General features: G+C 43.8%; 14 protein-coding genes. 13 read left to right on the top strand and 1 reads right to left on the bottom strand.

What is annotated here, in order from left to right; all coding sequences use genetic code 11:
- Positions 1-96: 96 nt before the first annotated feature.
- The 9 genes from NQ550_RS19350 to NQ550_RS19310 all read left to right on the top strand — a co-directional run bounded on the left by NQ550_RS19350 (position 97) and on the right by NQ550_RS19310 (position 6,648).
- The gene (locus NQ550_RS19350; protein ID WP_008705279.1) at positions 97-366 is read left to right on the top strand and encodes an FmdB family zinc ribbon protein; all 270 of its coding nucleotides are present in this window, start codon (positions 97-99) and stop codon (positions 364-366) included.
- A gap of 159 nt (positions 367-525) precedes the next feature.
- Complete coding sequence (locus NQ550_RS19345; protein WP_008705277.1) at positions 526-1,425, top strand: NAD(P)/FAD-dependent oxidoreductase; 900 nt, start codon at positions 526-528, stop codon at positions 1,423-1,425.
- 113 nt (positions 1,426-1,538) lie between these two features.
- Positions 1,539-2,408 carry a 4Fe-4S binding protein gene (locus NQ550_RS19340; RefSeq protein ID WP_022379859.1) on the top strand — a complete coding sequence of 290 codons (870 nt, stop codon included), beginning with the start codon at positions 1,539-1,541 and terminating at the stop codon, positions 2,406-2,408.
- A gap of 12 nt (positions 2,409-2,420) precedes the next feature.
- The gene (locus tag NQ550_RS19335) at positions 2,421-2,672 is read left to right on the top strand and encodes a sulfurtransferase TusA family protein (RefSeq protein WP_008705273.1); all 252 of its coding nucleotides are present in this window, start codon (positions 2,421-2,423) and stop codon (positions 2,670-2,672) included.
- Positions 2,672-2,989 carry a thioredoxin family protein gene (locus NQ550_RS19330; RefSeq protein ID WP_025579665.1) on the top strand — a complete coding sequence of 106 codons (318 nt, stop codon included), beginning with the start codon at positions 2,672-2,674 and terminating at the stop codon, positions 2,987-2,989. The genes NQ550_RS19335 and NQ550_RS19330 overlap by 1 nt, the downstream gene beginning before the upstream one ends.
- A gap of 28 nt (positions 2,990-3,017) precedes the next feature.
- A complete protein-coding gene (gene thiS / locus NQ550_RS19325; protein ID WP_025579667.1) occupies positions 3,018-3,224 on the top strand; it encodes a sulfur carrier protein ThiS in 207 nt (68 codons plus the stop codon).
- The gene (locus NQ550_RS19320) at positions 3,225-4,061 is read left to right on the top strand and encodes a HesA/MoeB/ThiF family protein (protein ID WP_008705270.1); all 837 of its coding nucleotides are present in this window, start codon (positions 3,225-3,227) and stop codon (positions 4,059-4,061) included.
- A gap of 36 nt (positions 4,062-4,097) precedes the next feature.
- A complete protein-coding gene (locus NQ550_RS19315; RefSeq protein WP_025579669.1) occupies positions 4,098-4,529 on the top strand; it encodes a M67 family metallopeptidase in 432 nt (143 codons plus the stop codon).
- Positions 4,530-4,953: 424 nt separating this feature from the next.
- Positions 4,954-6,648: a two-component system response regulator gene (locus NQ550_RS19310; RefSeq protein WP_226840121.1), complete on the top strand. Its 1,695-nt coding sequence runs from the start codon at positions 4,954-4,956 to the stop codon at positions 6,646-6,648.
- Positions 6,649-6,891: 243 nt separating this feature from the next.
- On the opposite strand, the gene NQ550_RS19305 is transcribed toward NQ550_RS19310, so the two are convergent.
- Positions 6,892-8,475, bottom strand: coding sequence for a glucose-6-phosphate isomerase (locus NQ550_RS19305; protein ID WP_025579671.1), 1,584 nt, complete (start codon positions 8,473-8,475; stop codon positions 6,892-6,894).
- Between the two features lie 371 nt (positions 8,476-8,846).
- Between NQ550_RS19305 and NQ550_RS19300 the strand changes: the two genes are divergently transcribed.
- From NQ550_RS19300 to NQ550_RS19285, 4 genes are read left to right on the top strand one after another with little or no spacing between them, the layout of a single operon-like run.
- Positions 8,847-9,797: an ABC transporter permease gene (locus tag NQ550_RS19300; protein ID WP_025579672.1), complete on the top strand. Its 951-nt coding sequence runs from the start codon at positions 8,847-8,849 to the stop codon at positions 9,795-9,797.
- 2 nt (positions 9,798-9,799) lie between these two features.
- The gene (locus NQ550_RS19295) at positions 9,800-11,158 is read left to right on the top strand and encodes an ABC transporter permease (protein ID WP_025579673.1); all 1,359 of its coding nucleotides are present in this window, start codon (positions 9,800-9,802) and stop codon (positions 11,156-11,158) included.
- 15 nt (positions 11,159-11,173) lie between these two features.
- Complete coding sequence (locus tag NQ550_RS19290) at positions 11,174-12,181, top strand: ABC transporter ATP-binding protein (protein WP_025579674.1); 1,008 nt, start codon at positions 11,174-11,176, stop codon at positions 12,179-12,181.
- Position 12,182: 1 nt separating this feature from the next.
- The gene (locus NQ550_RS19285) at positions 12,183-13,196 is read left to right on the top strand and encodes an ABC transporter ATP-binding protein (protein ID WP_025579675.1); all 1,014 of its coding nucleotides are present in this window, start codon (positions 12,183-12,185) and stop codon (positions 13,194-13,196) included.
- The last annotated feature ends 204 nt before the right edge of the window (positions 13,197-13,400 follow it).

The following is a 13,400-nucleotide window of genomic DNA, read 5'->3' as shown; positions in this document are numbered from 1 at the left end:
CTGTCCGGGAATCATCAAAACCGGCAGCTCTTTGTCATCAGAAGACCAATCATATAAAAACTAATCATATAAACAAAAAAAGGAGAAAATTAAAAAATGTATTATGTACCAGACGGCACGAAAGAGTGCGGATATTATGAATGTAAAAAATGCGGCAACCGTTTTCTGTCTATGCAGACGATGAAGAGGATTCCATGCCCGGACTGTGAGGCTGAAATCGACTATGAGATCGGTCCGGACGAGTCACTGGAGGATGTGCTGGATACAGCAGAACTGATCCAGAAGATTGAGGGTGAAGAAGAGGTAGAGAAGATGGACACACTTCTGAGCCTTGCTCTGACCGGCGGAGATTACAGCTGGATCTAGTACAGCGAATATTAAGTAACTGCTATAACCTGAGTCCATAACGAATCCTAAAAAATTTTTATAATCTTATTTATTGACAGAGGAAATTATCGGTGTTATTATGTTTATTATAAAACATACTAATTCGATAGGAATAATAGGTGTAAAGGAACTGACGATATGAAATATGATGTAGGTATCATTGGAAGCGGTCCGGCGGGTTTAAGTGCGGCAATCTATGCAAAGAGGGCTAATCTGTCAGCCGTAGTGATAGAAAAAGAATATGAAGGAACCGGACAGATCGCAGAAAGCGGACAGGTAGATAACTATCCGGGATTTCCGGGCATCAGCGGTTATGATCTGGGTGAGAACTTCCGGGAACATGCAGTGAAGCTTGGGGTATCCTTCATGGAACAGGAAGTAACAGAGATAAAGAAAGAAGCTTCATCAGATTTTGAACTTGTATTTGCAGATGGTTCGCAGGTGGAAGCGAAAACCGTAATCTATGCGGCGGGAGCCACACCGCGAAGAGCGAATATTCCGGGAGAACAGGAATATGCAGGAAAGGGTGTCTCTTACTGTGCAATCTGTGACGGATCATTTTACAGAGGTAAATCAGTCGCAGTTCTTGGTGGTGGAGATACAGCACTTGATGATGCTGTTTACCTGGCGGATGTGGCAGAGAAAGTATATGTGATCCACAGGAGAAAGGAATTCCGAGGAGCAGCTGTTACAGTGGCGAAACTGAGAGAGAAGGAAAACGTTATCTTCGTACTGGAGCATCAGGTAAAAGAGATCATCGGAGAGCAGAAAGTAACCGGAGTAGTTCTGGAAGATGCAGCTGTGATAGATGTGAACGGTGTATTTGTTGCTTACGGAGCAGTACCACAGACAGATCTTCTGAAAAAATTTGCAGTACTGGATGATTCAGGTTATGTCAGAGCAGGGGAGACAGGAGAAACCGCTCTGGAAGGGCTGTATGTGGCAGGAGATGCAAGAACAAAGAAACTGCGTCAGGTGGTAACTGCGGTTTCGGATGGTGCCAATGCAGCAACCGCAGTGGCAGAATATCTGAAATAGAAGAAACTGAGAGAGTATTACGATAATTCAACCGGCTGTAAGGATACCGGACAGTCGCAGATCTGGAAAAAATATTTGAAAAAACGCTCTAAAAACACAAAGGAGAGATAAAAATGGCACAGAAAGTAGATTATGCAGCCTTAAAAAAAGGCGGATATATGAGACAGAAACAGAAAGGTTACGGTTCCCTGAGACTGGCAGTGGTCGGTGGAAACCTGACTGCAGAGAATATTAAGACAGTAGCAGAAGTAGCAGAAAAATATGGCCGCGGATATGTACATATGACTTCCCGCCAGGGCATTGAGATTCCCTTTATTAAAGTGGAAGAATTGGCAGAGGTAAAAGAAGCACTGGCAAAAGGCGGTGTGGGAACCGGTGTGTGCGGACCACGTGTACGTACAGTTACAGCCTGTCAGGGTTCAGAGGTCTGTCCAAGCGGATGTATCGACACCTACACACTGGCAAAAGAGCTTGATGAGAGATATTTCGGACGGGAACTCCCGCATAAATTCAAATTTGGTGTTACAGGATGCCAGAATAACTGCCTGAAAGCAGAAGAAAACGATGTTGGAATCAAAGGCGGCATGAACATCGAATATAAGGAAGACGACTGTATTTCCTGTGGTGTGTGTGTGAAAGCCTGCAGACAGGATGCACTGAAGATGGTGGACGGCAAAATAGAACTGGATGCGCAGAAATGTAATCATTGTGGCCGCTGTGTAAAGAGCTGTCCGGTGGATGCATGGAAAGGAACTCCGGGATATATCGTATCTTTTGGAGGAACCTTCGGAAATAATATCTATAAAGGAGAAGAACTGCTTCCTCTGATTCCGGATAAAGAAACACTGTTTCGTGTGACAGATGCGGCAATTAATTTCTTTGAAAAAAATGCAAATCCAAGTGAACGTTTCCGCAAAACATTGCAGCGTGTGGGAGAAGAAGATTTCCGCAGTCAGCTGAAAGATGCGTATGAAGGACAGTGAAAGGAGAACATAATGGCTGAATTAGATTTTGAAGTAACCGATGAGGTTGATATTACCGATAAAGTATGCCCCCTGACATTCGTGAAGGCAAAAGTAGCAATCGAAGAACTGGAGGATGGAGAGATTTTGGCTGTCCGCATGAACGATGGCGAACCAGTGCAGAATGTTCCACGTAGCATGAAAGAAGAAGGGCATAAGGTACTGAAATTAACCGATAATGAAGATGGTACTTACACCATGTATGTAAGAAAGGTGGAAGACTGATGGCAGTACGGGTAAGTAAGGCGGATTTTGAAGAGAAGGTCCTGAAGGAAAAACTTCCGGTTCTGGTGGATTTTTATTCAGATTCCTGTGTGGCATGTAAAAAGCTGGCACCGGTTCTCGGAAATGCGGAAGATGATTATGAGGATAAGATTAAAGTATATAAAGTAAATACGAACTTTGATGTGGAGCTGGCAGAGCAGTATGAAGTGCAGGCAAATCCGACGTTGATCCTTTTTGAAAACGGACAGGCGAAAGACCGGAAAACAGGAGCACTGAAACAGGCAGAGTTAAACAGCTGGATTGAAGGATTACTCTAAAAAGAGAGCAGGCATAAAGGAGAAAAATATGTTTATCACAGTAGCAGGAGAGAAAAAAGAAGTAAAAGACGGACTGACACTTCCGGAACTGATCGCACAGGAAAATGTAGAGATGCCGGAATATGTAACCGTTTCTATTAATGAAAAATTTGTTGCATCAGAGGATAAAGAGTCTACCGTATTAAAAGAGGGAGACAATGTAGAATTTCTGTATTTCATGGGAGGTGGATGCTAAATGGCAATGACAGATGAACAGATCGAGCGTTATTCCCGTCACATCATCTTAAAAGAAGTGGGTGCAAAGGGACAGAAGAAGCTCCTGAAAGGAAAAGTACTGATCATCGGTGCAGGCGGTCTTGGTGCACCTGCGGCAATGTATCTGGCAGCAGCAGGTGTGGGAACAATCGGTATTGTGGATGCGGACGAGGTAGATCTTTCCAATCTGCAGAGACAGATCATCCACAGCACAGCAGATATCGGAAAAGCAAAGGTAAAATCAGCAAAGGAAACCATGAATGCCATGAATCCGGATGTGGAAGTAAAAACTTACCGGATGTTCGTAGACGCATCCAACATCCGCGAACTGATTCGAGAATATGATTTTATTATTGACGGAACTGATAATTTCCCGGCAAAATTTCTGATCAATGATGCATGTGTACTGGAGAAAAAACCATTTTCCCATGCAGGTATCATTCGTTTTAAAGGTCAGCTGATGACCTATGTACCCGGGGAAGGTCCATGTTACCGCTGCGTATTCAAGAATCCGCCGCCCAAGGATGCAGTTCCTACCTGTAAGCAGGCAGGTGTCATCGGAGCAATGGGAGGTGTCATCGGTTCCCTACAGGCAATGGAAGCAATCAAGTATCTGATCGGTGTAGGTGATCTTCTGACAGGATATCTTCTGACTTTTGATGCGCTGACAATGGAATTCCATAAGGTTAAACTGCCGAAGGATACTCATGACTGTGCAGTATGCGGAGATCATCCGACAATCCTGGAACCGATCGACTACGAGCAGGAGGTCTGTGAGGAAACAGCAGGCCGATTTGCCACAAGAGATGAGCAGTAAATACAAGAAAAACCTGATGCAAAACAGGAGAAAAGTATGGCTATAATAAGAATGAGAGATCATCTCTATGATGAGATCGTTAATTATGCAAAAGAGCATCTTCCGGAGGAAGCCTGCGGGCTTTTGGCCGGAGTGGAAACCGGGGAGGGAAGGGAAATCCGAAAGGTATATTTTCTGGAGAATAAAGATCATGCAGAAGATCACTTCACCCTGGATCCCAGAGATCAGATAAATGCGATCAGGGATATGCGTGCCAATGGATTGAAACCGCTGGGAAACTGGCATTCCCATCCGTCTTCTCCATCCCGTCCGTCAGTGGAGGATATCCGTCTTGCTTTTGATTCAAAGGCAAGTTATCTGATCCTGTCACTGATGGCGGACTATCCGGTATTGAACAGCTTTCATATTGAAGGTGGGGAATGGACAAAAGAGGATCTGAGGATTTATTCAGAAGAATATTTTTTTTAAAGATTTACAGACAGGACAACAGAGGCAGAAATGTTTGAAGCAGGATTATTTGTGGAAACATTTCTGCCTCTGTTTATACTGTCAGCATATAAAAATTCCGTACATTGTAAAAGTATAGAGCAGTCCTCGTAAATAATGCATCTTAATCCAGTCCATCAGAGCGCGAAATTTCCATAATAAAGTCGTGGCAAAATCATGTCAACTGCAGAATAAGACTTGAAAGATTATGCAAAATAATGTAAACTCAAAGAGTTAAGATACGTAGACATTATGTCTGCCTGTAACGTTTAAGTATAGTATATTCCCATAATGGCTGGACGGTTGCAGATAACAGATCGGTTACTATAATAATTTGAGCATTTTCGGTTCGGATATCCGGAGATGCTTTGCTTTGGAAATTGTGTGTGAGGGGTATAAAAAAAGTATGAGAAAAGATTCTGACAATGCAAAACTGTTGGAACCGGGGGAATTACCGTCCAAAAGAAAAATCCTGGTCGTAGAAGATAATGAATTAAACAGAGATATCCTCTCTTCTTTTCTGGAAGAGAAATTTGATGTTTTTCTCGCAGAAAACGGGGAAGAAGGACTGGAACTTCTTTCCGAGCATTACAGAGAATTATCAGTAGTGCTGTTGGATATCTGTATGCCTGTGTGTGATGGATTTGAATTCCTCAGACGCAGAAACACAGATAAATTTCTGTCAACCATACCGGTTATCGTTATGACCGGAAACCATTCCAAAGATGCAGAACTTCAATGCCTGGATCTCGGTGCAGTTGATTTTATTCCGAAGCCCTACAACTTTAAGCTTGTAATGGGCAGGATCAACAGTGTGATCAAGCTGAGGGAGTCCGTAATGGCACTGACCGCAGTAGAACATGATGAGCTCACCGGAGTTTATACCAGACAGGCGTTTTTCTATCATGCAAAATCTTTTCTGAAAACCAGGCATGGGGAGAAATTTCATCTTGTAATTGCTGATATCAGGGATTTCAAACTGATCAACAGCAGTTACGGGGAGAAAGTAGGAGATGAAATCCTCTGCTATCTGGCAGGAACTTATACAGAGATGCTGAAAACAGGTCTGGTGTCCAGATACGGAAGTGACCAGTTCGTATGCCTGACCTGTGATGACTGTGATCTGTCACCGGAAGCGATAGACAGGATAGAAGAAGAAATCTCAGAGAATGCGCCAATCCCCAATCTTATGGTCAAATATGGAGTTTATCAGGATATTGATAAATCTTTACCTGTTTCTGTAATCTGTGACAGAGGATTTATGGCAATCAGAAGTATCCGCGATAACTATGAGTGCAACATTGCCTATTATACAGAGAAAATGAAACAGAAGCAGATGCAGGACCGTTTGCTGGAGAACAGATTTGAATCTGCGATTAAAAATAAAGAATTTGTGGCATATTTCCAGCCAAAATATGACGTAAAGACAGAGAAGATTGCAGGAGCGGAATCACTGGTGCGATGGATCAACCCGGATGGTTCCATGGTAATGCCCGGAGATTTCATCCCGCTATATGAAAAGGACGGACTGATCGTGAAGCTGGATGAATACATATTCCGGTATGTCTGCGAATTTCAGCGTGAACTGATGGAGAAGGGGCAGGAGCTGATTCCGATTTCTGTAAATCTGTCGCGTACAAGCATCCATCATTCCGATATTGTTGAACGTTATATGAAGATTGTAGAGGAGAATGGAATCCCGTTTTCCTGTGTGCCTGTTGAACTGACGGAAACAGCTACTCTGAATAATGTTATGATCAGAGATTTTACAGAGAAACTGGTAAATGCAGGATTTGCACTGCACATGGATGATTTTGGTTCAGGATATTCTTCACTGATCACATTGAGTGAATTACCGTTTAATACACTGAAGATTGATAAGAGTCTGATTGACTGTATTCACCAGCAGAAGGGAAGAATGGTCGTGCAGCAGGTGATCATCCTGGCACATGGACTTGGCATGAAGGTGGTTGCAGAAGGTGTGGAGACTGCAGATCAGGTTGAACTTCTGAAGGAGATGGAATGTGACAATATTCAGGGATTCTATTATTCCAGACCATTGCCGAAAGCAGAGTTTGTTAAGAAGTCAGAAGAGAATTAGAAAAGAAAACAGAAAAATCATCATAAGGAACTTCCTGATAATATTTATCGGAGTTCTGTATGATGATTTTGTTATGTTACAGGAAATTACTCCGTAATGTTCCTATAACATAACAAAGCCCTTCGGGCAGGATTCTTTCTTGTAGCACTCCTCCTGAATGTATTATTGAAGAGGAGTGCTATAGTTTGAAACCGCTTTTTGCGGTTGAATCTTGGCTTGTGTATTTTTTGTTTTCTGATGAAATCAGATGTTTAACAGGTCACTGTATACTTTCAGTGCTCCGTCAGTGTCATGTGCAAGAACACGTTTTGCAAGGACTTTACCAAGCTGAACACCTTCCTGGTCGAAGCTGTTTAAGTTCCATACGAATCCCTGGAACATGATCTTGTTCTCGAAGTGAGCAAGTAATGCACCCAGAGATGCTGGTGTAAGTTCTTCACCTGTGATGATGCTGGAAGGACGTCCGCCCTTGAAGTTCTTGTTCAGGTTCTCATCCTTTTTACCGCATGCAAATGCTACGATCTGAGCAGCAACGTTCGCGCAGAGTTTCTGCTGGCTTGTGCTGTTCTCGATATCTACGTCTACACCAAGCTGGCTCTTCTTGAAGCCGATGAACTGAAGCGGAACAATGTCAGTTCCCTGATGTAATAACTGATAGAAGGAATGCTGTCCGTTAGTACCTGGCTCACCGAAGATAACCGGTCCTGTTACATAATCTACAGGTTCACCGAAGCGGTTTACAGATTTACCGTTGGATTCCATGTCACACTGCTGTAAGTGTGCAGGGAAACGGCTCAATGCCTGAGAGTATGGGAGAACTGCTGTTGCAGGATATCCCTGTACGTTTCTCTCATAAACACCGATCAGTGCATCCAGCATATCCGGATTCTCAAGGATGTTCTTATTAGTAGCAAGCTTGTCCTCAGCAGCAGCTCCGTCAAGGATCTGTGCAAATACTTCAGGACCGAATGCAAGGGAAAGGATCGCACCGCCTACACCGGAAACAGAAGAGTAACGTCCGCCAATATAGTCATCCATGAAGATTGCTGTCAGATAATCCTCGCTCTTAGCCAGAGGAGATGTCTCACTTGTTACAGCAAGCATATGTTTGGATGGATTTAATCCTGCTTTTACCAGAGCGTTCTTGACGAATGCTTCGTTTGTCAGAGTTTCAAGAGTTGTACCGGATTTGGATACAACGATGAACAGAGAATGAGCAAGGTCTACTGAAGCAAGGACAGCAGCTGCATCATCAGGATCTACGTTGCTGATGAATTTTGCTTCCATTTTAAATGTGTTGTTTGCTTTTGCCCAGTTCTCAAGAGCGATATATAATGCACGAGGACCTAAGTCACTTCCGCCGATACCAATCTGTACGACTGTTGTGAACTTCTCGCCGTTTTCATTAGTGATCTCACCTGTGTGAACTTTATTTGCGAAGTCAGCGGCTTTCTTCTGCTGTGCTACGTAGAATTCACGTTTGTCAACACCGTCTACAACTACAGCGTCACCGAGCTGAGTTCGTGCAAGGTGATGAAGAACCATACGTTTCTCTCCTGTATTGATCACAGCGCCGTTGTATAATTCCTGAAATTTGTCGATAAGCTGGGCTTCGTCTGCCAGATCTGCAAGTGCGTTCAGGACTGTTTCGTCAACCTGTTTTGCGGCATAGTTATAAGCCAGGCCGGCTGCCATTGGTGCGCTGTACTTCTTTACACGTTCAGCACCATTTTCGCCTGTCATGGCCTCTGCGATATTTACATGACCCTTCAGACCGGCAAGCTTACTGTAGGAAGCAAGAGTGTCCAGATTTTTCCATGTTGCCATAATAATATTCCTCCTTTAAATGACTGTAGCTGTATGGCTGCAGTTGCTAATATTGATTATACTGAATAAATGTTTTAATTTCAATGCAAGGATGCAGGGATTTTAAATATATTTTCCAGTTTACCGGAATGTTATTTCTGAAAAATTTAGATTTTTTATAAATATTTAACAAATTAAAGCGTAAGCATTTTCCAGTAGTATTAGCTTGAAATGGTATGAGAAAGTATGGTATAATTTCCTTTATATCTGCACAGCTAGAATACATACGAATAATAGCAGAAAAACAGTTACTGTTCCAATGTTGCTGAGAACAGTAACGAAAATATCTCCACAAAGCGAAAAGCAATATATAAGGAAGAAAGGAAAAACATATGGCTAACGCTAAATACTTCTTAAAGAGATTTGCAATGGCATTGCTTACGATCTTTCTGGTAGCATGCCTTACATTTCTTCTGATGAACGCTGTGCCTGGAAGCCCGTGGCTCAGCGAGAAAACGCCATCTGCCGCAACCCTGGCAGCGCTGAATGCAAAATATGGCCTGGATAAGCCTGTTCATGTTCAGCTTTTCATGTATCTTAAAAATATTCTGCATGGTGACTTTGGCGTGTCCCTGAAGATGCAGAAAAACCGCGCAGTTCTGGATATCATCGTTGAGATGTTCCCGGTATCTGCCAAAGTAGGTGCCCTCGCTCTGTTATGGGCGATCATCGTAGGTGTACCACTTGGATGTCTCGCAGCATTTAAGAGAGGTAAGCTCACAGACAGTATCCTCAGAGTTATCTGCACTCTGGGTATCTCCATGCCGAGTTTCGTAGTTGCATCTGTTCTTCTTGTAACACTCACAGGTGACGGAGCACTGAATCTGTTCCCGTCCATTTTTGATGCGTCACAGGGGATCAGAGCCTACATACTTCCGTGCTTTGCATTGGGATTTTACCCGATGTGCTATACTGCACGTCAGACCCGTTCTGCTATGCTGGATTCCTTAAGCCAGGAATATATCAAGACAGCCAGGGCAAAAGGTCTTAAGAATAAGAAGATCATCTTCAAACATGCATTAAGAAATGCCCTGATCCCGGTTATTACTTACCTGGGACCGCAGGTTGCTTTTACTTTATGCGGTGGTTTCGTAGTAGAGAGTGTATTCTCTATCCCGGGACTGGGACGTTATTTCGTACAGTCTATTCAGAACCGTGACTATCCGGTTATCATGGGAACTACTATTTTCCTTGCAACATTTATTATTCTGATGAATCTGGTCGTAGACCTCCTCTATAAGGTAGCTGACCCGAGAATCAGCCTGACAAAGGGAGGAGACTGATCATGGCAGAGAATAAGAAGATCAAGAAATGTCCGGTAAGTCTTCAGCCGGATATTGAGAACCTTCTTCAGGACTTGACACCGGATGATTTTGCTTCGGCTTCCAGTCAGGAGAAAGAAGATTTCATCCAGGACCGCCAGAGTGTATCTTACTGGAAAGATGCCTGGAGAAGATTAAAGAAGAATGTTGTGGCGATGGTCGCACTTGGAGTTATTATATTCCTGTTTCTGTTTGCGTTCGTCGGACCACTTCTGATCCCATATGGATATGATGAATTTAACGATGGCGCTGAGAACCTGTTTCCATATCATTACACACTGGAAGACCAGCAGCGTGTAGATGAAGAGATTGCATCCAGAACTCAGAGTGAGGTTGTTGATGTTGATTCAATGATCGAGCAGGCTAAGGCAGAGGCGGAAGCCAAAGGTGAGAAGTTTACAAAAAAAGATGAAGCAATCCTTCGCGCAAAAGCAAAAACAGCAGCAAAGAATGATACAGCGAGTGAGTCTGAAGAGAGCACAGACCCAGATACAGTCCGCAAGGAACTGGGAATTAAGAAACATATCTTCGGATATTCAAAGAAAGAACTTGAGCGTAAAGCAGCCGGCGAGAAAGTTTTCCCACATGTCTTTGGAACAGATATGTACGGACGTGATATTCTTGTCCGTGTTATGTATGGTGCACGAGTTTCTATGTCAGTTGGTGTATTTGCCGCACTTCTCGTACTGATCATTGGTGCTTTATATGGTGCGATCTCCGGTTACTGTGGCGGTAAGGTCGATGCAGTGATGCAGCGTATCGTAGAGCTGATCTATGCAGTTCCTGAAATGCTGGTCGTACTTCTGATCGCAACTGCACTGAAACCAATCCTGACAGAATATATCAACTCCCCGGGCGGCGGTCCGCTGAAGTCCTTTGCCAATGTACTTGGTCCGAACCTTATCTCCATGTTCATTGCCTTCGGTCTTCTGTACTGGGTAACTATGAGCCGTATCATCCGTGGACAGGTACTTCAGCTGAAACAGCAGGAATATGTAACAGCAGCCAGAGCACTCGGTGCTTCAGGCGGACGTATCATCCGTCGTCATCTGCTTCCGAACTGTATCGGACAGATCGTTGTAACAACCTGCCTGCAGATCCCGTCTGCGATCTTCCTGGAGTCATTCCTTTCCTATCTTGGTGTTGGTGTATCTGCACCGCTTCCAAGCCTTGGATCTATGGCAACAGACGCATTAAGCGGTATGTATACATACACTTACAGACTGATCGTTCCGTCTGTAGTCCTCAGTGTAATGATTCTTGCATTTAACCTGTTCGGTGATGGTCTGCGCGATGCACTTGACCCGAAACTTAAGAAATAAGAGAGGAGGAGAATCATGTCTGAACAGAAACATAAATTATTGGAAGTTAAGGACTTAAAAGTCTCCTTCTTTACACCGGCCGGTGAAGTTAAGGCTGTAGGAGGAATCTCCTACGACCTGGACTACGGCGAAGTTATGGGAGTAGTAGGAGAGTCCGGTTCCGGTAAGAGCCAGGAAGCCTACTCTATTATGGGACTTCTTCAGTCTCCTGGTAAGGTTGTCGGAGGTTCCATTACTTTTGAAGGACAGGATGTCCTGTCTTTTACCAAAGATCAGATGACAGAATTCCGCGGCAGTAAAGTAGCGATGATCTTCCAGAACCCGATGACCTGTTTAAACCCGGTTTACACCATTGGAAATCAGTTAGTAGAAGCACTTCGCGCTCATGATAAAAAGATCAGCAAGGAAGAAGCTGAGAAGCGTGCCATGGAAATGATGGAAATGGTTGGTATCAACAATGTACAGAAGCGTATGAAACAGTATCCTCATGAGTTCTCCGGTGGTATGCGCCAGCGAGTTATGATCGCCATGGGTCTGATCTGTCATCCGCAGCTTCTGATCGCGGATGAGCCGACTACAGCTCTGGATGTTACGATCCAGGCACAGATCCTTGACCTGATGAAAGACCTGCAGAAGAAAACAAAAATGGGAATCATTTTTATCACTCATAACCTTGGTGTTGTTGCGGATATCTGCGATAAGGTTTCCGTTATGTATGCAGGCCGTATCGTTGAACAGGGCCCTGTTGATGATATTTTCTATGAACCTGCGCATCCGTATACAAAAGGACTTCTGCGTTCTATGCCTCGTGTAGATGCAGAGAGTTACGAACGACTGATCCCGATAGAGGGTACTCCGGTCGATATGCTGAATCCGCCGGAAGGCTGTCCTTTTGCACCACGCTGTGAGCATTGTATGAAGATCTGTCTGAAGAAGATGCCTCCTTATGTAGAAGTAGGCGAGAAACACCGTTCAGCCTGCTGGCTGTGTGTTCAGGAACTGATGGGCAAGGAGGAGAACTGATATGGCAAATGAAGAAAAGAAACTTGTCGAGATAGAGAATTTACGTAAATACTTCCCGATCAAGGGAACAAACGGTCCAGGTGTTCAGGCAGTTCAGGATGTTTCCCTCTATATTAAGAAAGGTGAGACATTAGGACTGGTAGGAGAGTCCGGATGCGGTAAAACAACTCTGGGAAGAACCATTCTCAGATTGTATGAGCCGACCGGTGGTAAGATTATCTATGACGGTCAGACAATTTTTGACAATCCGTTGGACAAAGACGGCAAACCACTTGGCAAAGCGAAATCTGTAAACATGCTTCCTTACCGTAAGAAAATGCAGATTATTTTCCAGGATCCATCCGCATCTCTTGATCCTCGTATGACAGTCGGAGAGATTATCGGAGAGGCTATCGACATTCATAAACTGGCTGCAAATAAAAAAGACCGTGCGGATATGATCAAAGGTCTACTTGCAAGAGTAGGATTAAATACCGAGCATGCAAACCGTTATCCTCATGAGTTCTCCGGCGGACAGCAGCAGCGTGTCGGCATTGCCCGTGCACTTGCCGTTAAACCGGAATTTATCGTATGTGATGAGCCGATTTCCGCATTGGACGTTTCTATCCAGTCACAGGTTGTAAACATGCTGGAGGATATGCAGGCAGAAATGGGACTGACTTACCTGTTTATCGCTCATGACTTGTCTGTTGTGCGTCATATTTCAAACAGGATCGGTGTTATGTATCTGGGATCTCTGGTAGAACTTGGTGAGAGCTATGAGCTGAACCGTCATCCGATCCATCCATATACACAGACGCTTCTTTCTGCAGTTCCGGTACCGGATCCTAAGCTGAGCCGTACCAGAAAGCGTATCATCCTTGAGGGAGATGTGCCAAGCCCGATGAACCCGCCGAGTGGATGCCGTTTCCATACCAGATGTCCATATGCGACACAGAAGTGCCGTGAGGAGATGCCACAGTTCAAAGAGCATGAACCTGGACACTGGGCAGCATGTCATCTGCTGGATAAATAATACAGTCAAGCGGATATTCGCCTGACTATTTATCAGAGTACTTACAGAATACGAAAAAATATAATGTAAACTGGTGGGTAATACTGAAATAAATAGAAAGAATAAAAATAGGAAATAATTAACAAAATTATTGTTGCAATTATAGTAAAAAATCCGAAAGAAAAAGCTTAACATAGGTATTGGGTTCCTGTATAATGGAATTTA

The organism is Blautia wexlerae DSM 19850 (assembly GCF_025148125.1).
Classification (GTDB): domain Bacteria; phylum Bacillota; class Clostridia; order Lachnospirales; family Lachnospiraceae; genus Blautia_A; species Blautia_A wexlerae.
This window is presented reverse-complemented; position numbering and strand designations above follow the sequence as displayed.

Coding starts and splice junctions, on each gene's coding strand:
- NQ550_RS19350 (WP_008705279.1), top strand. CDS start 97: ATGTATTATGTACCAGACGGCACGAAAGAGTGCGGATATTATGAATGT.
- NQ550_RS19345 (WP_008705277.1), top strand. CDS start 526: ATGAAATATGATGTAGGTATCATTGGAAGCGGTCCGGCGGGTTTAAGT.
- NQ550_RS19340 (WP_022379859.1), top strand. CDS start 1,539: ATGGCACAGAAAGTAGATTATGCAGCCTTAAAAAAAGGCGGATATATG.
- NQ550_RS19335 (WP_008705273.1), top strand. CDS start 2,421: ATGGCTGAATTAGATTTTGAAGTAACCGATGAGGTTGATATTACCGAT.
- NQ550_RS19330 (WP_025579665.1), top strand. CDS start 2,672: ATGGCAGTACGGGTAAGTAAGGCGGATTTTGAAGAGAAGGTCCTGAAG.
- thiS (WP_025579667.1), top strand. CDS start 3,018: ATGTTTATCACAGTAGCAGGAGAGAAAAAAGAAGTAAAAGACGGACTG.
- NQ550_RS19320 (WP_008705270.1), top strand. CDS start 3,225: ATGGCAATGACAGATGAACAGATCGAGCGTTATTCCCGTCACATCATC.
- NQ550_RS19315 (WP_025579669.1), top strand. CDS start 4,098: ATGGCTATAATAAGAATGAGAGATCATCTCTATGATGAGATCGTTAAT.
- NQ550_RS19310 (WP_226840121.1), top strand. CDS start 4,954: ATGAGAAAAGATTCTGACAATGCAAAACTGTTGGAACCGGGGGAATTA.
- NQ550_RS19305 (WP_025579671.1), bottom strand. CDS start 8,475: ATGGCAACATGGAAAAATCTGGACACTCTTGCTTCCTACAGTAAGCTT.
- NQ550_RS19300 (WP_025579672.1), top strand. CDS start 8,847: ATGGCTAACGCTAAATACTTCTTAAAGAGATTTGCAATGGCATTGCTT.
- NQ550_RS19295 (WP_025579673.1), top strand. CDS start 9,800: ATGGCAGAGAATAAGAAGATCAAGAAATGTCCGGTAAGTCTTCAGCCG.
- NQ550_RS19290 (WP_025579674.1), top strand. CDS start 11,174: ATGTCTGAACAGAAACATAAATTATTGGAAGTTAAGGACTTAAAAGTC.
- NQ550_RS19285 (WP_025579675.1), top strand. CDS start 12,183: ATGGCAAATGAAGAAAAGAAACTTGTCGAGATAGAGAATTTACGTAAA.